19 protein-coding genes and 1 pseudogene are annotated in these 21,743 nt (G+C 58.0%); 8 read left to right on the top strand and 12 right to left on the bottom strand.

From position 1 onward, the window contains the following. Nucleotides 1–31: 31 nt before the first annotated feature. From NXF97_RS03925 to trpD, 5 genes are all read right to left on the bottom strand, one after another. Nucleotides 32–412, bottom strand: a complete 381-nt coding sequence (locus tag NXF97_RS03925) for a hypothetical protein (RefSeq protein ID WP_022372821.1) — start codon at nucleotides 410–412, stop codon at nucleotides 32–34. 83 nt (nucleotides 413–495) lie between these two features. After that, nucleotides 496–2,355 carry a DEAD/DEAH box helicase gene (locus tag NXF97_RS03920; protein ID WP_423767308.1) on the bottom strand — a complete coding sequence of 620 codons (1,860 nt, stop codon included), beginning with the start codon at nucleotides 2,353–2,355 and terminating at the stop codon, nucleotides 496–498. A 441-nt stretch (nucleotides 2,356–2,796) separates the two neighbouring features. Further along, nucleotides 2,797–3,624, bottom strand: a complete 828-nt coding sequence (trpA, locus tag NXF97_RS03915; protein ID WP_274956534.1) for a tryptophan synthase subunit alpha — start codon at nucleotides 3,622–3,624, stop codon at nucleotides 2,797–2,799. 31 nt (nucleotides 3,625–3,655) lie between these two features. After that, the gene (gene trpB, locus NXF97_RS03910; protein WP_274956533.1) at nucleotides 3,656–4,906 is read right to left on the bottom strand and encodes a tryptophan synthase subunit beta; all 1,251 of its coding nucleotides are present in this window, start codon (nucleotides 4,904–4,906) and stop codon (nucleotides 3,656–3,658) included. Next, nucleotides 4,896–5,969 carry an anthranilate phosphoribosyltransferase gene (gene trpD, locus NXF97_RS03905; protein WP_274956532.1) on the bottom strand — a complete coding sequence of 358 codons (1,074 nt, stop codon included), beginning with the start codon at nucleotides 5,967–5,969 and terminating at the stop codon, nucleotides 4,896–4,898. Before trpD ends, trpB begins: the two co-directional genes overlap by 11 nt. 506 nt (nucleotides 5,970–6,475) lie before the next feature. Between trpD and NXF97_RS03900 the strand changes: the two are divergent. After that, a pseudogene (locus NXF97_RS03900) lies at nucleotides 6,476–6,793 on the top strand (FKBP-type peptidyl-prolyl cis-trans isomerase); the annotation flags it as partial. Then, nucleotides 6,794–7,135 carry an FKBP-type peptidyl-prolyl cis-trans isomerase gene (locus NXF97_RS03895; protein ID WP_416336978.1) on the top strand — a complete coding sequence of 114 codons (342 nt, stop codon included), beginning with the start codon at nucleotides 6,794–6,796 and terminating at the stop codon, nucleotides 7,133–7,135. A 79-nt stretch (nucleotides 7,136–7,214) separates the two neighbouring features. On the opposite strand, the gene NXF97_RS03890 is transcribed toward NXF97_RS03895, so the two are convergent. The 6 genes from NXF97_RS03890 to NXF97_RS03865 all read right to left on the bottom strand — a co-directional run bounded on the left by NXF97_RS03890 (nucleotide 7,215) and on the right by NXF97_RS03865 (nucleotide 11,535). Then, nucleotides 7,215–7,832 carry a Maf family protein gene (locus NXF97_RS03890; protein ID WP_274956531.1) on the bottom strand — a complete coding sequence of 206 codons (618 nt, stop codon included), beginning with the start codon at nucleotides 7,830–7,832 and terminating at the stop codon, nucleotides 7,215–7,217. Between the two features lie 2 nt (nucleotides 7,833–7,834). Further along, nucleotides 7,835–8,302, bottom strand: a complete 468-nt coding sequence (gene rlmH / locus NXF97_RS03885; protein ID WP_022373250.1) for a 23S rRNA (pseudouridine(1915)-N(3))-methyltransferase RlmH — start codon at nucleotides 8,300–8,302, stop codon at nucleotides 7,835–7,837. Nucleotides 8,303–8,308: 6 nt separating this feature from the next. After that, on the bottom strand, nucleotides 8,309–8,695 hold the full coding sequence (gene rsfS, locus NXF97_RS03880; protein WP_022373251.1) for a ribosome silencing factor: 387 nt from the start codon (nucleotides 8,693–8,695) through the stop codon (nucleotides 8,309–8,311). Then, a complete protein-coding gene (nadD, locus tag NXF97_RS03875) occupies nucleotides 8,695–9,354 on the bottom strand; it encodes a nicotinate (nicotinamide) nucleotide adenylyltransferase (protein ID WP_274956530.1) in 660 nt (219 codons plus the stop codon). Before nadD ends, rsfS begins: the two co-directional genes overlap by 1 nt. A 53-nt stretch (nucleotides 9,355–9,407) precedes the next feature. Continuing rightward, on the bottom strand, nucleotides 9,408–10,691 hold the full coding sequence (gene purD / locus NXF97_RS03870; RefSeq protein ID WP_022373253.1) for a phosphoribosylamine--glycine ligase: 1,284 nt from the start codon (nucleotides 10,689–10,691) through the stop codon (nucleotides 9,408–9,410). Nucleotides 10,692–10,794: 103 nt separating this feature from the next. Next, nucleotides 10,795–11,535 (bottom strand): YebC/PmpR family DNA-binding transcriptional regulator, encoded by a 741-nt coding sequence (locus NXF97_RS03865; protein ID WP_274956529.1) that lies wholly within the window; start codon nucleotides 11,533–11,535, stop codon nucleotides 10,795–10,797. Nucleotides 11,536–12,166: 631 nt separating this feature from the next. Between NXF97_RS03865 and lgt the strand changes: the two genes are divergently transcribed. Beyond that, nucleotides 12,167–12,970, top strand: a complete 804-nt coding sequence (gene lgt / locus NXF97_RS03860) for a prolipoprotein diacylglyceryl transferase (protein WP_274956528.1) — start codon at nucleotides 12,167–12,169, stop codon at nucleotides 12,968–12,970. Continuing rightward, nucleotides 12,970–13,782, top strand: coding sequence for a transglycosylase SLT domain-containing protein (locus NXF97_RS03855; protein WP_274956527.1), 813 nt, complete (start codon nucleotides 12,970–12,972; stop codon nucleotides 13,780–13,782). Before lgt ends, NXF97_RS03855 begins: the two co-directional genes overlap by 1 nt. Here NXF97_RS03855 and NXF97_RS03850 read toward each other — a convergent pair. Further along, nucleotides 13,769–14,515 (bottom strand): 16S rRNA (uracil(1498)-N(3))-methyltransferase, encoded by a 747-nt coding sequence (locus tag NXF97_RS03850; RefSeq protein ID WP_274956526.1) that lies wholly within the window; start codon nucleotides 14,513–14,515, stop codon nucleotides 13,769–13,771. The genes NXF97_RS03855 and NXF97_RS03850 overlap by 14 nt on opposite strands. A gap of 203 nt (nucleotides 14,516–14,718) precedes the next feature. Here NXF97_RS03850 and tkt point away from each other — a divergent pair, with 203 nt between their 5' ends. The 4 genes from tkt (at nucleotide 14,719) to NXF97_RS03830 (ending at nucleotide 21,687) form a co-directional block, all read left to right on the top strand. Further along, entirely contained in the window at nucleotides 14,719–16,743 is a 2,025-nt protein-coding gene (gene tkt, locus NXF97_RS03845; protein WP_288559350.1) for a transketolase, read from the top strand. Between the two features lie 34 nt (nucleotides 16,744–16,777). After that, nucleotides 16,778–17,794, top strand: a complete 1,017-nt coding sequence (gap, locus tag NXF97_RS03840; protein WP_274956525.1) for a type I glyceraldehyde-3-phosphate dehydrogenase — start codon at nucleotides 16,778–16,780, stop codon at nucleotides 17,792–17,794. A 115-nt stretch (nucleotides 17,795–17,909) separates the two neighbouring features. Continuing rightward, on the top strand, nucleotides 17,910–19,106 hold the full coding sequence (locus NXF97_RS03835; RefSeq protein ID WP_274956524.1) for a phosphoglycerate kinase: 1,197 nt from the start codon (nucleotides 17,910–17,912) through the stop codon (nucleotides 19,104–19,106). Nucleotides 19,107–19,626: 520 nt separating this feature from the next. Beyond that, entirely contained in the window at nucleotides 19,627–21,687 is a 2,061-nt protein-coding gene (locus NXF97_RS03830; RefSeq protein ID WP_074009849.1) for a cytochrome c3 family protein, read from the top strand. Nucleotides 21,688–21,743 lie beyond the last annotated feature (56 nt).

Here is a 21,743-nt window from a genome sequence, read left to right as displayed (position 1 = left end):
TAAACAGGATGCCGCGCGCACGCACCGTGCATCAGAAAATCTTGCGGATCGTGATCGTGAGCGGCATTGCCTTTACGCCGTCAGTGCCGGTGCTGTCTTCGCCCACATCCACGGCCTCAATGCGCCAGCCGGCGTCGTACATCTCAATGACATTGGCTTTGACTGCAAGCTGCGGGCAGTCAAAGCGAATTGCTTCAAAGGTATTGTGCACCGAAAGCGGCGCCTCGGAGACGCAGCTCGCGCGTAATTTTTCGGGCGCTTCGTAGAGTTTGGAGAGATCGGGACGGACGCCTGCGGCGGCGTCGGCGGCGTCTTCCGCGGGCGTTTGCGGTGTTGAGCAGCCGGCGGCGGTTAAAAGTGCCGCAAGGGCCGCGGCACCGGCCGCTTTTTTGAGACTCGAAAATACAGGCATGAACATCATCCTTATGGCTACGCCCGGAGAAGCGCCCCGGACAGGGCGGCTTCTTCCGGTTTTGTCCCGATTGTATCGGGCGCTTAACGGCGGCGGAACTTGAGAACCATCCCCGGGGGAAGGTTCGAGCTCACCGACTCGTAGCGCGAATCATTGCGGCGGGCTGAGGACGCGTTGCCGCGGCGGCGACGGTCATCGTCTTCACGCATGACGGTGGAAACGATGTCGGGCTTGCGGTAACGGCTCTTGCCGTTGGCGCCTTCCGGTTTGCGGCCCCTGACGTTTCCTTCGCCGTAACGGTTGTCATTTTTGCGGGTGAAGCGCCCTGTGCTGCGGACATCCTCTTCGGGCATGCGCTGCGGCAGTGAAAGCGTCTGACGGCGCTGCTCAAAAGGATCGCTCTCCCGGCGGGCGGTGCTGCCCCGGCGGCCGGGCTGCCGGTCTTTGCGGTTGCCGAAATTGTCGTCGTCGCGCTCAGTGCGATCACGCCGGTCATTGCGGGGGCCGCGGCGGTTTGCGTCGGCAGTTCCGGCGCGGGCGTTGCGGGTTGCCTGAGCTTCTTGCCCCCGGTTTTCTTTCACGGCCTGCGCCTTGCGGACCACTTTCTTTACAAAGCGCTCTTCCGGATTTTCCGTCGTTTCGGCATGAGCGGCTTTCTTTAAAAGCGCTTCCGAGGCCCGGGCCTTATTGCGCGGTGCCTCGCCGTTACGTTCCCGGGTCCTGCGGCGGGATTCGCGCAGACGGGCGAGTTCCTCGGCACGGGCCTTGTCGCGCTCGGCGTTATCCCGGGCGATGTCTTCGGGGACCTCCCCGTCGTAACCTTCTGCCTTTGTAAGATCAATGCGGCGCTTTAAGAGCTTTTCAATGGCTCTTAACAGATCGCGCTCTTCGGGGGCCACAAGGCTTACGGCATGGCCTTCCATGCCGGCGCGCCCCGTGCGGCCGATGCGGTGTACGTAGTCTTCGGCCACTTCGGGAAGTTCAAAATTCACGACGTGGGGAAGCCCCTCGATATCGAGCCCCCTCGCGGCGATGTCGGTCGCAACGAGCACGCGGATCGAGTGGTTTTTAAAGCCCGCAAGCGCTTTGGTGCGCGCCGACTGGCTCTTGTTGCCGTGAATGGCCGCTGCCGTGATGCCATCTTTTTCAAGCTGCTGGGCAAGACGGTTGGCGGTGTGCTTCATGCGGGTGAAGACGAGCACCTGATCCCAGGCGTTGTCGACGATGAGGTCTCTCAAAAGCTCGCGCTTACGCTTTTTGGCAATGGCAAGCGCCTCCTGATGAATGAGGGTGCTCTCCTTGTTGCGCGCGATTTCCACTGTGAGGGGATCGGTGAGGAAGGTGTCGGCAAGCGCCTTGATCTCATCGCTGAAGGTGGCGGAAAACAGAAGCGTCTGGCGCTTAACGGGCAGAAACTTCAGAATCTTGCGGATGTCGTGGATAAAGCCCATGTCAAGCATGCGGTCGGCTTCATCAAGCACAAGAAACCCGACGTTTTCAAGCGTCACGTTTTTTTGCCCGAGGTGGTCGAGAAGTCTCCCCGGCGTGGCGACCAGAAAATCGACGCCCTTGGCAAGCGCCGCCGTCTGCGGCTTAATGTTCACACCCCCGAAAACGAGTGCCGTCTTCAAATCCGTACGGGCCGCATAGGCACGGATGTTTTCGTCAATCTGAGCGGCAAGCTCGCGGGTCGGGGCAAGCACCAGGGCTCTTACGGACTTAGGTGTCCGTTTTTCCGGGCGCGCGAGCATCTGCGCCAGAATCGGCAGCGCAAAGGCGGCGGTCTTGCCGGTGCCGGTCTGAGCGGCCGCGAGCATGTCGCGGCCCCTTAAGAGTTCCGGAATCGACTGAGTCTGAATCGGAGTCGGTGTTTCGTAGCCCATGTCGGCTACGGCAGCAGTCAGTGCTTCGGGCAGACCCAAAGCGGCAAATGTATTCGTCACTTAGAAAACCTGAAAAAGACAGAACTGCGTGACTGCACGGGGCGCTGGCGCAACCGGCCTGAAAACAACTCAGAGGCCGTACGTTTGAAGTACGCCGTCCGACCGGCAGACGCAGGCTGAGGCAAGAAAAGCCGTCAGACTCCCGCTTGTTTGTTAGTCGGCGGCAGACTTCAAGGGCTGCCGCAAAGATGCGCGGGACTGCATGAAAGAAAGCGGCAGGAACAGAATGTGCCTTTCGGTCGGAAGAAAGTGCACCGACGCCGCAGTGAATTCGGGCGCATTCTATAGGAAAGAGGACTGCGGGGAAGTCCTAAAACGCCGAATTTTTGAAACCGATACAAAGTGAGCTCGGCAGAGGATCCCGGCACAAGGAAGGTAACGGCGAATGCCGGCTGTGTTGAGACAGCCGGCAGAGGCGGGCACGCGGCAGCTCGGGTGGTCTTACCGGAGCGCTCCGACGGTTGCGGCCTTCATGGTACGCACGTAGTCGGTGAGCGCAGCAAGCATCGCTTCGGTTCTATCGAGATGTTCGTTAATGATGCGGACAATCGCCGAACCCACGATGACGCCTGCGACACCCGCGGCCATCGCACGGGTGACGTCAGACGGTTTGGAAATGCCAAAGCCCAAAAGCAGCGGTGCCGCGTGATTTTCTTTCAGCACACGAACGACCTCTTCAACGGGGGTGCCCGCAGCATGGTCGGTGCCTGTGATCCCGACGCGCGAGAGAAGATACGTGTAGCCGTCGCTTGCCTCAGCGGCTTCCTCTAAAAAGGCGGTGTCGGCCTTCGGGGGCACGAGGTTGACGAGTTTTACGCCGTGGCGCGCCGCTTCTTGGGCAAACACCGGGTCGGCCTTGCGCATCACAAGCGGAAGGTCCGGAATCAGTACTGCGTCAACGCACGCCTTGGCGGCACGCTCAAAAAAGGCCGCCACGCCCGGCGCTAAAACGAGGTTTGCGTAAAGCATGACGCTCACCGGTGTTGTTTTGTTTTCGGCGCGGAAGGCTTCAATCACTTTCAGGCACTTTTCCGTGGTGGCGCCGTTGCGGATCGCGCGGTCGGCGCTTGCGACAATCACCGGGCCGTCGGCACTCGGATCCGAAAAGGGAATGCCGAGCTCAAGCGCATCTGCGCCTGCGGCCACCAGTGTTTTCAGAATCCGAAGGCTCGTTGCTTCATCGGGATCGCAGAGATTGACAAAGGGGACAAAAGCGCCGTTTCTTTCCTGAGAAAGACGGGCAAAGGTATCGGCAAAACGGTCAGTCATATTTTTGTATCCTTTTTGTATCTCTGAAGTATTACTTTGCCGCCGCAATACGGGTTCTCAGTGCTTCAAGCATCCCCGGAACGATGCGGCCCTCCTTCATGAAGCCCGCTTTTTCAAGGTAGGCGGAGACCTGGAAGATATCCTTGTCGCCGCGTCCGGAGAGGTTCACGAGAAGCGTCTGTTCTTTTTCGGGGTTTTCGCGCACAAGCTTTAAGGCGTAGGCCAAGGCGTGTGAGCTTTCCAGAGCCGGAATAATGCCTTCTTCCATTGAAAGCGTCATGAAGGCTTCAAGCGCCTCAAGGTCGGTTGCGGCCACATAACTGACACGCCCGATATCCTTGAGGTAGGCGTGTTCCGGGCCCACCGACGGGAAGTCCAGGCCCGCGGAAATCGAGTAGGACTCGTTGATCTGGCCTTCATCGGTTTGCATGTTGAAGGTGCGGGCGCCGAAAAAGATCCCGACCTTGCCGTTTTCAAGCTTCATGCCGTTTTCCGGGGTGTCGGCGCCGAGTCCCGCGGGTTCCACGCCGTAAAGCTTCACATCCTTTTCGCCGATAAAGTTGGTGAACATGCCGATCGCGTTGCTGCCGCCGCCGATACAGGCAAGAACGGCATCCGGGAGCTTGTGCTCAAAGGCAAGAATCTGCTTTTTGGCTTCCTCTCCGATGATTTTCTGAAACTCACGCACGATTGTGGGGAAGGGGTGGGGACCGGCGGCGGTGCCGAGCATGTAGTGCGTCGTTTCAAAACTTTCGGACCAGTCTCTGAGAGCTTCATTGCAGGCTTCTTTAAGCGTCCCTCTGCCGTGGCGCACGGGGACGACTTCCGCGCCCATGAGTTCCATACGGAAAACATTGAGCTTTTGGCGCTCCACGTCCTTGGCCCCCATGTAGACGCGGCATTTCAGCCCCAAAAGGGCGCACACGAGCGCTGTTGCCACACCGTGCTGGCCGGCACCGGTTTCAGCGATGATGCGGGTTTTGCCCATGCGTTTGGCCAAAAGCGCCTGTCCCAATACCTGATTGGTTTTGTGCGCGCCTCCGTGCACGAGGTCTTCGCGCTTTAGGTAAATCTTTGCCTTGGTGCCGCGGGTGAGATTGCGGCAGAGTGTGAGGGGTGTGGGGCGCCCCGCGTAATTGACGAGGAGGTCTGTGAGCTCCTTCTGAAACGCGGGATCCTTCTGTGCGTCGACAAAAGCCGCTTCCAGCTGGTTTAAAGCGGGGATCAGAAGTTCGGCCACGTACTGGCCGCCGTAATTGCCGAAATAGGGGTTAAGCAGCATGATGAGTCTCTTTGGCGGTAAAACGGTTGTTGGTGGCGGGAGCGGCTTTGTACCGGGCAAAAGCGCGGTGCTCGGCAATGACTTCAAGGCCCTTGCCGGAATCGAGAACGGCGTACGCAAGTTCCATTGCTTCGGGAAGGGTTTCGGCCTTGCCGCCCGCAATCAGAAGCAGCGCAAGGTTGGCGGCCACGACGGCGCGGTGGGCGGGTTTGCCCTTGCCGCCCAGAATATCGAGGACGCTCTGCGCGTTTTCTTCGGGGCTGCCGCCCTTAATGTCGTCCAGGCTGTAGGGCGTTTCAACACCGAAGTCCGCCGGCGTAAAGGTGCCGCGGCGGATCGTGCCGTCAGCACAGAGTTCCGCGTACTCGGTTTCGCCGTGTACGGCCGCTTCATCGGCTCCGGCGCCGTGCACCACAAAGGCGCGGCGCATACCCTGCAGTTTCAGAACGTTTGCAACGGTCTCAAGAAGTGCCGGACTGTAGACGCCGATCACGGCGTAGTCGGGATGCGCGGGGTTCGTGAGCGGCCCCAGAATATTGATAATTGTCCGGGTTTTGAGTTCCGCCCTCACGGGGCCGGCAAAGCGCATCGCCGGGTGATAGAGCTTGGCGTAGCAGAAGGCAAAGCCCGTGTCCTTCAAAAGCTTTGCGCTTTCTTCAGGCGTTGCCTTGATGTCAAAGCCAAGGGACGTGAGAACGTCTGAAGCCCCGGAACGCGAGGAAACGCCGCTGTTGCCGTGCTTGGCGATAAAAAGACCCGCGGCCGCGGCGGCAATGGCTGCCGTCGTGGAAATGTTGATGCTCTGAGTGCCGTCCCCGCCGGTACCGACGATTTCGCCGATCGTGAGGCCCTCGGGACGCGGGACGGGGAGCGCGGCACCCCGCATCGCTGCCGCGGCACCCGCGATTTCTTCGGGTTTTTCGCCCCGCATTTTGAGCGCGGTGAGAATGCCTGCGAGCGCAACGGGGGCAACCTTGCCTTCAAAAATTGCTTCAAAGAGCGTGCGGCCTTCGCCTTCGGTGAGAGTTTTGCCTTCGTAAATGCTTTTGATGATGGAGTCCATGATGGTGTCCTTGGCTGTAAATGATGAAACGTGCGTTTGTCAATCAGTCACAGGGACGCCATCGAAAGAAAGGCCGGGTTGTCTTTCGCGGGAGGATTCTGGTGTTTGTCATCGTTTCTGCCCTTTAAAAAATCTTTCGCTTTCGGCAGTTTTCGAGACGTACTGATGAAAAACCCGCCGGACCTAAGTTCTCAGCGGGTTTCGTTGTCTGCTTTTTTATGCGTACGACATTGCGGCCCCGCCCTATGGGAGGTGCCAGCGCCAATATGCAGAAAAAAGACGGTTTGTCATGGAAGCAGACCTTTTTTAGTGGTTCCGTAAAAAAGCACGGGGCTTCTTTTTTTCAGTGACGTGTATCGTAACCGAGGAGAAAAAGTCCTGTCAATAAGGCGCTTTGCCTAACACAAAGAGCTCAGAAGGAGGCCGCCCGAGCGGGCGCAGAAAGCACCGAGCCGCTAAAATGCCCGCTCTTATGCCGCAAAAGCGGCCGCATAACAGGAAAAAATATGTCAGAACTCAAAATTGTCGATACGGTTGCCGGAGAAGGTGAGGCCGTCAAGGCCGGAGATCAGGTGCGCGTGCACTACACGGGGCGCCTTACCGACGGCACGGTGTTTGATTCAAGCCACAACCGCAATGAACCGTTTGAGTTCAAAGTCGGTGCCGGTCAGGTGATCCGCGGCTGGGACGAAGGCCTCATCGGCATGAAAAAGGGCGGCAAGCGCACGCTCACCGTTCCTCCTGAGATGGGCTACGGCGAACGCGGCATCGGCCCGATTCCTCCGAATGCCACGCTCGTTTTTGACATTGAACTGCTCGACATCGTGGAAGTGCCGCCCGAAGGGGAACTTGAAATCGAAGAAGTCGCCGAAGGTTCGGGCGCAGCGGCAGAATTCGGCAAGACCGTGCGCGTGCACTACATCGGCAAACTCACCGACGGCACGATTTTTGATGAAAGCTACAGCCGCGGTGAGCCTATTGAATTTCCGCTCGGCGCCGGCATGGTGATTCAGGGCTGGGAGCAGGGCCTTGTGGGCCTGAAGGCGGGCGGCAAGCGTAAGCTCACCATTCCCTATAACCTCGCTTACGGCGCGCAGGGCTATCCCGGTGTGATTCCTCCCTACGCCACGCTCATTTTTGACGTCGAACTCGTAGAAGTGAAGTAACGGCGGGAATTTTCCCAAAAACAAAAAAGGCACGGCAACCGCTTTGGGTCCGTGCCTTTGTTTTTAGGCTTTGCCCGCGTCAGAGAGCGGTGAATCCCAGAGGCCGCAGAAGCGCTCCGGTTTCAAAAACCGGGAGCCCCATGATGCCGCTGTAGCTACCGGTGATCTCGCGGATAAAAAGGCCCGCAAGTCCCTGAATGCCGTAGCCGCCTGCCTTGTCGTAAGGTTCCTCGGTGGCGATGTAGGCTTCAATGATTTCATCCGTGAGCGGCGCAAAGTTCACTTTGGAAACGCTTACCGCGGAGCGGATCAGCCCGGAGGGCATTGCCAGACAAACGGCGGTCCGCACTTCATGCGTGCGGCCCGAGAGAATGCGCATAAATTCACGGGCTTCATCGCGGCCGTCTGGTTTTCCGAGAATCGTGTCGCCCGCAATCACCACGGTGTCGGCGGAAAGCACGGGGGCGGGCGCTTTGCCGGCGTTTTTGATGACGGCAAGACAGGCTTCGGCCTTTTCCTTTGCCGTTCTCACCACGTAGTCGGCGGGGCGCTCGTCGGGGAGCTGCTCTTCGTCACCCGCACAGTACGTGAGAACCTCAGCCTTCCCCACAGGAAGAATTTCGAAGTCTTTAACCCCCATCGTCGTAAGAATTTCGCGGCGGCGGGGGCTTTTGCTCGCAAGATAAAGACTGGGCATGGTTATGCGCGGTGATAGGGGTGGTTGTTCAGAATGGACCAGACGCGGTAGATCTGCTCAACGAGCATCACACGCGCAAAGGCGTGCGGCAGCGTCATGGAAGAAAGCCTTAACATCAAGCGGGCGCTTTTTTTGAGTTCGGCATCAAGTCCGTCGGCGCCGCCGATTAAAAAGGTCACGCCGCAGCCTTCGTTTTTCCAGCCTTCAAACTTTTTGGCAAAGTCCATGGTGGTGAAGTCACGGCCGTGCTCATCCATGGCAACGACAATGTCGCCCGAAGGTATTGCTTTTCTGATGCGTTCAGCCTCAAGTTCCATAAGGCGTTTGGCGGACTGTCCGGCGCGGGGCTCGGCTTTGACTTCCTTAACCGACACCGAAAAGTCTTTGGGAAAACGGCCGAGATAGTCTTTGACGGCGGCATCGGCCCACTCAGGTTGCCTTAAGCCCACGGCAACAACAGTGATGTGCATGGCGGTTTAAGCGGGTTCAGCGGGACGCTTCATGGGAGTGGGGCCCCAGAGTTCCGCAAGGTTGTAATAGTCCCGGACCGCAGGCTGCATGCAGTGCACAATGACGCTGCCGCAGTCCACGAGCACCCATTCGCCTGTTTCCAGACCCTCGATCCCGTGAACGGGAAGGCCCGCCGTTTTCACGGCGCGCGCAGCCGAAATTGCAAGCGCCCGGGTCTGACGGTTACTCGTGCCCGAGACCACGATGACGCGCTCAAAGGCGCTTGTTTTGTCAGTGGTGTCGTAGACGCGGATGTCCTGCCCCTTGACGTCGTCAAGCGCATCGACAATGAGTTGAACTAAAGCGTTGTTATCCATGAGAAGAGTGTAAAGGCCGTCCTCACCGGGCGGCATCAGTAGATTTTCTTTTGCGCAATCGTAACGGCAACAGGGGCGGGAAGCCAATGCTGCAGGCGCTTTAAGGCTTCGGTGCGGGGAAAACGGGCAAAGGTCGCGCGGATAGCGGAGGAGTTGGCCAGATGCGGCACCATCGAAAAGCGGGTGATTTTTCCGCAGGCGTAATTGCGGATAAGTTCCGGGGCAACCGCTTTATGTTCGGCCCAGCGTAAGACTTCCGCAACAGCCTCCGCGTTTTCGCCGCCTCTGCGGCACACGGCAACAGAGCAGTAGTCAGTGAAGTCGCGCCAGTGCTTCCAGGTATGAAAGTTCGCCCACTGATCGCACCCGATGATCAGCACGAGGGGCTCAGAGGGGCCGAGCTCATCTCTGAGAACCTTGAGCGTGTCGATCGTGTAGGTGGCGCCGTCCCTTAAAACCTCGGTGAGGTTGATGCGCATATGGGCTTCGTGCGCCAGGGCGTCTTCGGCCATCCGAACCCTCAGATCCACGGGCGTGAGCACATTTTTCTGCCAGGGCGCAGAGGCCACAAGCAGCTCAATGCGCTGCAGCCTTAATGTGCGCAGTGCCTCACGGGCCAGTGCCAGATGCCCGTTGTGGATCGGATCAAAGGTACCGCCCAAAAGGCCGATACCGCGCGGATAGGTGACTGACATAACCGGTGTATGCCGCGGGAGTATTTCGGTTAAACACTCCCGCGCGGATTATCTTACTTGCCGAGCGCCCGGAAGCCGATGTCACTGCGCATCTGCATGCCGTCAAAGCGCACTTCCCGCGCAGCTTCATAGGCGGCGTCATGCGCTTTCTGAAGCGTGTCGCCCAAGCCCACGGCGCACAGAACGCGGCCGCCCGCGACGACAAGCTCACCCTTGGCGTTTTTCGCCGTACCGGCATGAAAGAGGTGATGATCGGCGTCGTTACAGGGAAGGTCCGTGATCACGGCGCCTTTTTCCGGATGTTCCGGATAGCCGCGGGCGGCAATCACCACCCCCAGGGCACTGCGGTTGTCCCAGGTGAGTTCGGCTTCGTTTAACTTCCCGTCGCAGGCGGCCTTGAGAACCTTGGCAAAGTCCCCGGTGATGCGGCTCATGATAGGCTGCGTTTCGGGGTCGCCCATACGGCAGTTAAATTCCAGGGTCTTCACGGTGGGCGTACCGTCAGCTGCCTTACTGATCATGAGACCGGCATAAAGAAACCCTGTAAAGGGAATGCCGTCGGCGGCCATGCCGCGGATTGTGGGTTCGATGATTTCCCGCATCACCTTGGCGTGAATTTCAGGGGTGACGACGGGAGCCGGGCTGTAGGCGCCCATGCCGCCCGTGTTGGGGCCTTGGTCTGCGTCCAAAAGGCGCTTGTGGTCCTGGCTTGTGGCAAGCGGCAGAACGTGCACGCCGTCACTCATCACGATGAAGCTGGCTTCTTCACCGGCCAAGTAGTCTTCAATCACGACGCGCGCGCCAGCGGCACCAAACTTGTGGCCTTCGAGCATGTCGTCAACGGCAGCGTGCGCGGTTTCTTCGTCCATCGCGACCACAACGCCCTTGCCGGCCGCCAGGCCGTCGGCCTTGATCACAATCGGAGCGCCCTTGCGGCGGATGTAGTCGTGGGCCGCGGCCGGGTCGGAAAACGTTTCGTAGTCGGCTGTGGGAATGCCGTGGCGCTTCATGAAGGCCTTGGCAAAGTCCTTGCTGCTTTCAAGCTGCGCGGCTTCCTTGGTGGGGCCGAAAACGGCAAGACCTTCGGCGCGGAAAACGTTCACGAGGCCCTTCGCGAGCGGCGCTTCCGGGCCCACGACCGTGAGGTCAATCCCTTCTTTTTTGGCAAAGGCCGCAAGTTCCGCGATGTCGGTCACCGCCACATTGGTGATGCCTTTTTCAGCGGCTGTGCCGGGATTGCCGGGCGCGGCAAAAACGGCATCCACACTGTCAGCCAGAGAAAGACGCCAGGCGAGGGCGTGTTCGCGGCCGCCGCTGCCGACAACGAGAACTTTCATGGGTTATCTCCGATAGGGAAAAAAGAAACTCAATAAGTGATGATACAAAAAAGGCGGCGCTCCGTAGTTTTGAGGCGTCGCCTTTTTCAGCAAAACAAACCGGTTATTCGGCCGGTTCGTCTTCAAAAACGGCGCTCGTGTAGACGTGGCTCACGTCGTCGAGATCTTCGAGTGCGTCAATGAGGCGGCGCATCTTCTCGGCGTCTTCGCCCTTTAATTCCACTTCGTTTAAGGGCTTCATCGTGACGTCGGAGGCAACCGGGGTGAGTCCGGCCGTTTCAAAGGCCTTGGCAACCGCATCAAAAGCCGCGGGGTCGCAGAGCACTTCAATCGAGCCGTCTTCGGCGGTCATCACGTCGTCGGCACCGGCTTCCAGAGCCGTTTCCATAACCTTGTCTTCGTCCGTGCCCGGGGCAAAGAGGAATTCGCCGCAGTGCTTGAACTGGAAGGAAACGGAGCCTTCGGTGCCGAGGTTTCCGCCGTGCTTGGAAAGGATGTGACGGACGTCAGCCACCGTACGGGTGCGGTTGTCGGTCGTGCAGTCGATGATAAGGCTCGCGCCGCCGATGCCGTAGCCTTCGTAGCGGACTTCTTCGTAGCTCACGCCTTCAAGCTGACCCGTGCCCTTCAGAATGGCATTGTTGATCGTGTCCTTGGGCACATTGCCTTCACGGGCCTTTAAGACCGCAAGGCGCAGGCGGGAATTCATGTCGGGGTCTCCGCCGCCGCCCACACGGGCTGCAACAATGATTTCACGGACCAGTTTGGTCCAGAGATTGGAGCGCTTGGCGTCCTGACGGCCTTTACGATGCTGAATATTGGCCCATTTGGAATGACCGGACATGAGTTCGACCCTTTTGTAATTAACCTGAAACGCCTGCCGTAAGCCCGGCTCTTTGTAGTGGTCCGTGAGGACTTTGTTGTCTGAAACAGAAGCTTCGGCAGAAAGAAAACGGGATTTTAGCGCGGGAGCGGGAAGTGGAAAAGTGTTTTTTTTGCGGGGGAGGTTCCCGGTTAAGCGCCTGATGACAGTGAGAAAAGGTCGTCCGGGTCTTTTTCCTGAAAGGCTCTTTTTTCTCAGCCGGTGCAGGAAATTGTGCACAAAGTTCGAAAAAGGTCTGAAAATCGGACATAGTCGTTTCCGGCCGGTCGTGTCCGGCGGAATCGGCAACATCAAAGGAGAAGAAAAAATGCAGAGACGTATGTGTGCGCAGTGCCTCGCTGTACCTTAAGCGAAAACTATGTGCATGGTTTGGCTGCGTTTGGGACAAGATTAAAAAAAATCGAAAGCCCGCATTCCTCCCGGGGCTCAAGTCCCGGGCTTCCTGCGGGAAATTCTGTGAATCAGGAAGCGCTGTCTGCGGCCGTTGTGTCTGCGGGCGGCGCTTTTTTTGACCGGCCGCAAAAGCCTCATATCAGGCTGATGCTGTATTGTTGCGCCCGCATCTGATATTTCACCGCTTTTTGCCGACACCATGCTTATTCATCCGCAGTTTGATCCCGTGGCCGTTCAGTTGGGGCCCGTGGCCGTGCACTGGTACGGCATCATGTATTTGGTGGGATTTGCGCTTTTTCTCATTCTCGGGCGCAGAAGGGCAGAGGACGCCTGGCGCGGCATGACAAAGGCTGACCTTGAGGATCTTCTCTTTTACGGGGTGCTCGGCGTGGTGCTGGGCGGGCGCCTGGGGTTTTGCCTCTTTTATCAGCCGGCCTGGTTTACTTCGCATCCCCTGGACGTCTTTAAGGTCTGGCAGGGCGGCATGAGCGCGCACGGCGGCATGATCGGCTGCATCATCGCGATGCTTGTGTTTGCCCGCACGCGCGGCAAAAGTTTCTGGACCGTGTCGGACTTTACGGCGCCCCTGGTGCCGCTCGGACTTTTTGCGGGCCGTATCGGTAACTTTATTAACGGAGAACTCTGGGGGAGAGCGGCTTTGCCGGATCTGCCCTGGGCCATGCTCTTTCCGCAGACCGGGGACAATATCCCGCGCCATCCTTCGCAGCTTTACGAAGCGGGGCTTGAGGGGCTCTGTCTTTTTGCGCTGCTTTGGTGGGCGTCGGCCAAAAACCACGGCCGCGGGTTTGTTTCGGCGCTTTTTTGCATCGGCTACGGTGTTGCCCGCTTTTTTGTCGAGTACTTCCGGGAACCGGACAGCTATCTCGGTTTGGGGTTACTCGGACTTTCGCGCGGCCAGTGGCTGTCACTGCCGCTCATTTTGACCGGCATCGCCGTTTTGATTTGGGTTTGGCGTCCCTCGCACCGTGAGCGGGCTGTCTGATGCAGTTTTCGGACTTAAGACAAACCGAAGAAAAGGCGCTGCCCCTTTTTGAGCGGCTCGGCAAAAAGGCCGTGCTTGCAGCCGCTGCGGCGCTCCTTTTGCTCTCCGTCGGGCTTTTTCTCCTGATGAGAGGCGTTGAACTTCTTTTGATGCCGGCACCTGTCATGACTCAAAAAACAGAAGTTTCGGCGGCAGAGCGCCTTGTTGAGCCGCCATCGCGGTTTCTCACGACAGAGGAGCGCATCAACATCATCAGCATCCGCTTGACCGATAGCATTGCCGGGCTGTGGCATAAGTCCAAACTCGAAGCCCGCACGATTGTGGACGAAGCCGTGCGGCTTGGTAAACAGTTTGACCTTGATCCACTGCTCATCCTTTCGGTTATTTCGGTCGAATCCGGCTTTAACGAGCGCGCGGTGAGTAAAGCCGGTGCCGTAGGCCTCATGCAGGTGCACGTTCCCGCGCACGGCAAAAAGTTTGAGGACCACGGCGGAAAAGAGGCCCTGTTTGACGTGCGGGCCAATATGACCGTGGGAGCGGAAATTTTGGCAAACTACCTCACAAAGCAGGGCACCGTGAAAAAAGCGCTCAAGTACTACGTCGGAGCGGCAAACCTTCGCGGCGACGGCAGCTATTCGCGTCGCGTCTTTGTGGCACAGAGCCGGTTGCTTCTGGCCGCAGAGGGAGAGGTTGAGCGGGCGAAGGTTCTGACGCTCAGAAAGAAAGCCGGCCCGAGCTACCGGATTCTTGCCGGAAAACCGGGTACCTGGAGTGATTTCCTCGCACTTGTCCGAAAGGTTAAGACGTGCTGATGCGGTAGTCCCCGAAAAGGGTATTGACGGCGCAGGCGGCAGCCAAGGCCGCGGTTTCCGTACGTAAGACGCGGGGGCCCAGAACAGCGCACTGCCAGCCTGCTTCCTGAGCCGCTTTGATTTCTTCCGGCGAAAAGCCGCCTTCAGGGCCCACGGCAAAGGCAAAGCTGCGGCAGTCCTTCTTGACCGTCAGTGCGTCTGATTCCCCGGGATGCATAAACCAGCGGCAGCCCGCCTTAACGTCCGTGAGCGCCGTATTAAGCGAGGGAAGGGCCTCAATCACGGGCACCACGTTGCGGCCGCACTGCTCACAGGCAGCGACTGCAATGTCATTCCAGCGGGTAAGGCGTTTTTCAAGGCGCTCGCCCGCGAGTTTGGTGACGCTTCGCGCCGCAGGCACAAGGATGATGCGCGAAATGCCGGCTTCAACGGCCTTTTCGACAATAAAGTCGATTTTTTCGTTGCTTACCATCGCCTGGATAAGCGTCATGTGTGCGGGGCTTTCTGTCTGCGGTCTTTCAATGCTATGAACCGTAATCCAGGCATCCTTGCCTTCAAAGGCAATGGGACCGGCGGCAACTTCTCCCGAACCGTCAAAAAGCGCCACGGTGTCACCGGCAACCGCGCGGATGACGCGTCCTGCGTGGTGGCGCGCTTTTTCGCTTAAAAGCGCACGCTCTCCGACGGCAAAAGGTTTTTCCTGAGGTGAATAAAAACGAGCGACAACGGCCATAAAACGACGTCCGGAAAAAGTCACGGGCCGCACGTAAAAAGTCCCTGCCCGGAAGCGGGCGCGCGGCCATCCTTTGTTACAATACCAAAGATAGGCAGGTGCCGCGCAGACTGAGACTTTCTGCTTAGAAGCGGAAGGCTTCTTGCGCGCGGAATCTGTTGAGGATGCAGTTTTCTCAAATTTTCCAGAATTATCCGACCTTTATGTCCGATTCCGTCTCCGCGCAGATGATGGCCAACGCCGTCCGTGCTCTCTCCATTGATGCTGTTCAAAAGGCCAAAAGCGGCCACCCCGGCATGCCCATGGGTATGGCCGATATCGCTGTAGCTCTCTGGACGCGGCATCTGCGTCACAACCCGGCCGACCCGCACTGGATCGGCCGCGATCGTTTCATCCTTTCCAACGGCCACGGCTCGATGCTGCAGTATTCGCTGCTGCATCTCACCGGTTACGACCTCTCGATGGATGACATCAAAAACTTCCGTCAGATGGGAAGTAAAACGCCGGGCCACCCCGAAGTGGGCGTGACCCCGGGCGTTGAAACGACGACGGGCCCCCTCGGACAGGGTATCGCCAACGCCGTGGGTATGGCGCTTGCGGAAAAAATGCTTGCCGCGGAATTTAACCGTGAAGGGTTCCCGGTGATTGACAACCGCACCTATGTGTTTTTGGGTGACGGCTGCATGATGGAAGGCATCAGCCACGAAGTCTGTTCTCTGGCGGGTGTCTGGGGGCTTAACAAACTCATCGCCATTTACGATGACAACGGTATTTCCATTGACGGCAATGTGAAGGGGTGGTTCGCCGACGACACCCGTAAGCGCTTTGAAGCCTACGGCTGGAACGTGATCGGCCCGGTGGACGGCCACGACATCGATGCCATGGATAAGGCGATTGCCGAAGCCAAGGCTGAAGAACACCGTCCCACGCTGATTATCGCCAAGACCGTGATCGGCTTCGGGTCCCCGAACCGCGCCGGTACCGCAAAGGCCCACGGTGAAGCCCTGGGTGACGAAGAAATTGCGGCCACCAAGGCCAAACTCGGCTGGAAGTACGGTCCCTTTGAAGTGCCTGAGGCGGTTTACGCCGCAATGGACGCGCGTCCGGCGGGTAAGGCGATGGAAGACGCCTGGAACAAGATGTTTGCCGATTACGCCAAGGCATATCCGGAACTGGCCTCTGAACTTAAGCGACGTCTGGCGGGCGACCTTCCTGCCGGGTTTGATGACGTTGTTTTTGAAGCGCTTTGCAATGCTCAGGCCGCCGCGGAAAGCGTTGCCACCCGTAAGGCAAGCCAGAAGGCACTCAACGCCCTGGCGCCGTCGCTGCCGGAACTCCTCGGCGGCTCCGCCGACCTCACGGGCTCGAACCTCACCAACTGGACGGGGGTGGAGCGCCTCACGCACGACAACATGCTCGGCCGCCACATCAGCTACGGTGTGCGCGAGTTCGGCATGGCCGGTATTCAGAACGGCATTGCTCTTTACGGCGGCTTTATCCCGTTCAGCGCAACGTTCCTGACATTCTCGGACTACGCCAGAAACGCTCTGAGAATGGCGTCTCTCATGAAGCTGCGTTCGATCTTTGTCTTTACGCACGACTCGATCGGCCTCGGTGAAGACGGTCCCACGCATCAGTCGATCGAACACGTGGCGAGCTTAAGACTCATCCCCGGCTTTGACGTGTGGCGTCCGGCCGATACCGTTGAATCGATTGTGGCCTGGGACGCGGCGCTTGAACGCCGTGACGGCCCGAGCGCGCTCATTTTCTCGCGCCAGACCGTGGCCTTCTGCGAAGAGCGTGACGAGGTGGACGCGGACGCGATTGCCCGCGGCGCCTATGTGGCGGCTGAAGCTCCGGCAGGCGCGGGTAAGGCCGAAGTCATCATTGCGGCGACGGGCTCTGAACTTCCGCTTGCCGTCGAAGCGCGCAAGCTTCTCACGGCTCAGAACATTCAGGTGCGCGTGGTGTCGGTGCCCTGCGCCGACGTCTTTGACCGTCAGGACGCGGCCTACCGCGAAAGCATTTTCCCGGCCGGCACTCCGCTTCTTGCAATCGAAGCCGGTGTGACGGGCCTTTGGTACAAGTACATGCACGGTAACGGCGACGTGATCGGCATCGACACGTTCGGCGAGTCGGCTCCGGCAAAGGTGCTTTGGCCGCACTTCGGCTTTACGGTTGAAAACGCTGTTAAGAAGGCCCGTGCGCTCGCCGGCCGCAAGGAATAACCCATTTCACCCCAACACTTAAGGACTAAGACAAATGACGATTCGTGTAGCGATCAACGGTTTCGGACGTATCGGCCGCAATGTGCTGCGTGCTCACTACGAGGACGGAAAGAGCCGTGACCTTGAGATTGTGGCGGTGAATACCCCGGGTGACGATGAAATCAATGCGCACCTGTTGCGCTACGACACGGTGCACGGGCGCTTTGACGCGGAAGTGAAGACCGAAGGCCCGGACTGGATGACCGTCAACGGCGACCGTATCCGTATGTTCTCTACCCGTGATCCGAAGGAAATTCCGTGGGGCGAACTTGACGTGGACGTGGTGCTTGAATGCACGGGGGCCTTTACGCACAAAGACAAGGCCATGATGCACATCGAACAGGGCGCCAAGAAAGTGCTCATCTCCGCACCGGGTAAGGAAGTTGACGCCACGGTTGTGTACGGTGTGAACGACAGCATCCTCACCTCTGCCATGCAGGTTGTCTCCAACGCAAGCTGCACCACCAACTGCCTTGCGCCCCTGGCAAAGGCGTTAAACGACACGGTGGGAATCGAGCGCGGTCTGATGACCACGATTCACTCCTACACGAACGATCAGAACGTCACCGACGTCTACCACAAGGACATGCGCCGTGCCCGTGCGGCCGCCATGTCAATGATTCCCACCAAGACCGGGGCAGCGAAGGCCGTGGGTCTTGTGCTGCCGGAATTAAACGGTCTTTTGGACGGCTACGCAGTGCGCGTGCCCACGATCAATGTGAGTTTTGTAGACCTCACCTTTATCGCCAAGACCGAAACGAGCGTGGAAGCCGTCAATCAGATCATGCGTGATGCCGCGGTGAACCCGAAATTTAAGGGTGTTTTGGGCTTTAACGAGCTTCCCCTTGTCTCCACCGACTTTAATCACGACCCGCATTCTTCCGTCTTTGATTCGACGCTTACGAAGGTCTCGGGCGGGCGCCTCGTGAAGGTCTCGAGCTGGTACGACAACGAATGGGCTTTCTCCTGCCGTATGCTCGATAACGCCGTTGCCATGATGGCAGCCAAGTAACCGCCGCAGTCACACTATGAAGAATCCGCATTGACCGAGACAACCGGCAGTGCGGATTCTCTTTGTCAACGTATTTCAATATCCGTTTTTTTAGCTTATTTCGGGAGCATCCTCCATGCATGTGAAGACTTTGGAAAACCTCGCCAAGGCCGGCGCCTTAAACGGCAAACGTGTTCTGATCCGCAGTGACCTTAATGTGCCGAGAGACGATGAAGGCCGTATTACCAACGAAGCGCGCCTTGTGGCGAGCGTCCCGGCAATCCGCCTTGCGCTTGACGCCGGCGCCGCCGTGCTCGTCATGAGCCACCTCGGGCGTCCCACCGAAGGGGAACTCAAGCCCGAAGACAGCTTGGCCGGCGTGGCTGTGCGTATGAGTGAGCTCGTGGGGCAGCCCATCCGCCTTGTGAAAAACTATCTTGACGGCGTTGATGTGAAGCCGGGCGAAGTGGTGATGCTTGAAAACTGCCGCTGCAACAAGGGTGAAAAGAAAAACGATCTGGAACTCGCGAAAAAGTATGCGGCGCTCTGTGATGTGTTTGTGAACGACGCCTTCGGTACCGCGCACCGCGCCCAGGCCTCCACAGCGGGTGTTGCTGAACTCGCGGCCGTTGCCTGCGCCGGTCCCCTGATGGCCGCTGAAATCGATGCGCTCACAAAAGCCGTGGCTGACGCCAAGCACCCGCTGGCGGCCGTTGTTGGGGGCTCCAAGGTTTCCACGAAACTCACCATTCTCAATAACCTCGCGCAGAAGGTGGATCGCCTCATTGTGGGCGGGGGTATTGCCAATACGTTCCTTCTTGCGGCCGGAAAACCCATCGGCAAGTCCCTGGCTGAACCCGAGCTCGTCGATGAATGCAAAAAGGTGCTCTCAACGCTCGCGGAAAAAGGCGCGGTGCTGCCGCTTCCCACGGACGTCGTGGTGGCAAAGGCTTTCAGCGAGGATGCGCCGAGAAGAACCTGCCGCGTCGAAGACGTTGCTGAAGATGAAATGATCCTGGACGTCGGTCCTGAGTCGGCTCAGGCGATTGCCAAGCTCATCGCAGATGCCGGTACCGTGGTCTGGAACGGCCCTGTGGGGGTCTTTGAAATGGAACCTTTTGCCCACGGCACGGAGGAACTTGCCAAAGCCGTCGCGGCGGCTACCGCCAAGGGCGCTTTTTCAATTGCCGGGGGCGGTGATACGGTCGCTGCCGTTGAAAAGTACAAGATGGCCGATAAGCTTTCTTACATTTCCACCGGCGGCGGCGCCTTCCTCGAATTTCTGGAAGGCAAGGTCCTTCCGGCCGTGGCCGTTCTTGAAAAGCGGGCGTAAGTTCTGAATATTTTGAGCCCTGCATAAACAAAAAAGCCGTCCGGCGAACAATCGGGCGGCTTTTTTACACGCGTTTTTCCAGGCAACAGAAAAAGGCGGAGCATTTAAAAAACATAACAGGTGTTGTAAAAATTTTCCTGATCTAACATTTAGTTACATATTTAAGAAACGGTACTTCCCGCACCAAAAAGGGGCGGCCTGAAAGGGTTGTTGAGAATGTTTCTCATTCATCTGTCTTAAACCAGGCTTAATTCTTTCGGATAACGAAAAATAGATGAAATGGTATCGGGTTAATACGTATATATAGAGTCGAGAGACTTTAATTTTTTGACAAAAGTCAAATGCGAATGGGTGAAAAGCAGTGGTTGTATTAAGACAACATTAAGACAAAGAGTTTTTCCGGGAATTTCAGCTTCACGTAATCTGCGCTGTGGGAGTGCGGCCCGTAAGGGCATTCGTGCGACCAATTTTTGGCACGTACACCACAAGTGAACTGTCGAAAACCTCAAGGAGAAACATAATGCAAACAACAACCGTCAGAACAGCGCTCAGCGCTCTGTTTTGCACAGCTGCTTTAGCTGCTGTCGGTACAGTGCAGGCTGCACCGGCCCCGGGCGACGGCAATCCGCATGTCAATGCGACCACTCAGAAGATCTGGGACAACCCTGATCTCACCGAGCCCACCAAGGGTGTGCGTACGCTGCAGGACTACATCGTCCAGGAAAAAGAACTTTTTGATTACCTCTTTAAGCATCACCCCCTCTTTAAGTACGCTGAAGAAGGCCGTGTGATCGGTATGTACAAGGTCTCCACCCGCGGTTCCGAATACCTCGGTGAAGGCAACGCCAAGAAGTACTCGGCTCTGCAGCCCGGCGCCCGTCCGTCGGCCTCGCAGTACCGTCTGCCTCAGACCTCGATTCTTGACTTCCCCAATAAGTTCGTGGGTCCTGAAAAGTGCGGCTCCTGCCACGCGGTTCAGTACGAAAAGTGGAAGAGAAGCCGTCATGCTCAGACGATCCGCTTCCCGGGCGAACACCCCGAAGTCAACAACGACCTCAAAAAGAAGCTCTACGGTTCTGACGCTTCGATTCTTGCCGACGGCATCACGCCTGACGTGATCTACGCCACGGTCGGTACGCCGCGCACGAAGTACGGCTACATCGACGCCTGGCTTGCCCGCGGCTCCTACCACGTCCGCGGCGGGCTGCTCCGTGACGGCACGGGTACGATCGTTGCCGGCGGCAACCAGTTCTCCCGCGGCTGGGCTTCCTGGTTAAGCCCCGAACGCGCCAAGGAAATCAAGAAGGTGATTCCTGACTTCCCGACCACGATGAAGGAAATGGGCGGCTCGGCCTCTCACCAGTGGGGTATGACCTCCTACGGTGCTTCTTTCGAGAAGCAGTTCCTCTTCCAGCCGGCAACCTCCTACTGCGAAGTCTGCCACTCCTTCAAGTTCGACTTTAAGAACAAGGAAGAGTTCTTCAAGGCTCTCGGCAATCCGAAGGAACTTCAGAAGCACACGATTTCCAAGGGTATTGCCTGCGAAGAATGCCACGGTGCGGGCGGCCACCTGGTGGGCGCTGCCAGTAACGGCTTTGAAACGAACTGCGAACGCTGCCACCAGCGCTCCAACTTCATTGAAGAAGACGTTGTCACCACCAAGGAAGGCGTGAAGAAGATCGAAACGGGCTTTAACATCAAGACAAAGAGCTCCTGCCCCTCCTGCGGTACGGAAGGCTCTCAGCTCATGATGTCCAAGCACTACGAAAAGGGCATGCGCTGCGTGACCTGCCACGATCCGCATGAAATCACGTCCAACGACTGGAAGTCCTACTACACCAAGCCTGCCATCCGCAAGACCTGCCAGGACTGCCACAAGGATCAGGCTGACGTGGTTGCGATGACCGACACCCACAAGAAGATCGACTGCATCGGCTGCCATATGCCGTTTACGATGAGCTGCGAAAACTTCACGGCCATCCAGCGTCCTGACTTCGCGGGCTTTGACGCCGTGCGTCGTTCTCACGTCTGGAACATCAAGGTTGATCCGACCGCCAAGATGATGAACCCGGCTGCCGGTCAGTCCCGTGCTTCGAACTCCAAGGGCTGGAGAATGGCTAAGGACGAAGAAGGCCACGGCTACCTCGACCTGATGTGGAGCTGCGCGCGTACCGCCAACGCTGAAGTTCAGGTTGTCGAAGGCAAGGGCTGCCACTCCGTGTTCATGTCTGAACTCGAGAAGGGCCTGCAGTACTCCGACCAGAAGGTCATCTACGGTGAAGTCATGAAGTGGCAGAACCCGGTTAAGGACGGCTACAAGGTTGTGACGCAGTCCCTCGACCGTGTGAACAAGCTTCTTGAAATCACGAAGCTCACCCCCGAAGCCAAGACCGAAGTGCTCATGCTCATCGACAAGGCTGAAGAAATCGCCCGGCAGATCAAGAAGGACGGTTCCTGGGGTGTTCACGCTCCTCACTACCTCGCCAAGCGCGTGGAAACGGCCAAGGCCTATGTCAACCAGGCTCAGGCAATCCTCGACAAGGGTGAGTTTGTGAAGACGAAGACGACTGCTTCGAAGTAACTTGCGAAGAAATCCCTGAGGTTGCTGCCGCCGGGACACCCCCGGCGGCAGCTTAG

It is taken from the genome of Duodenibacillus massiliensis (assembly GCF_928721995.1).
Lineage (GTDB): Bacteria > Pseudomonadota > Gammaproteobacteria > Burkholderiales > Burkholderiaceae_F > Duodenibacillus > Duodenibacillus massiliensis.
Note: the sequence above shows the minus strand (reverse complement) of the source record. Positions and strands in the feature narration are given on the sequence as shown.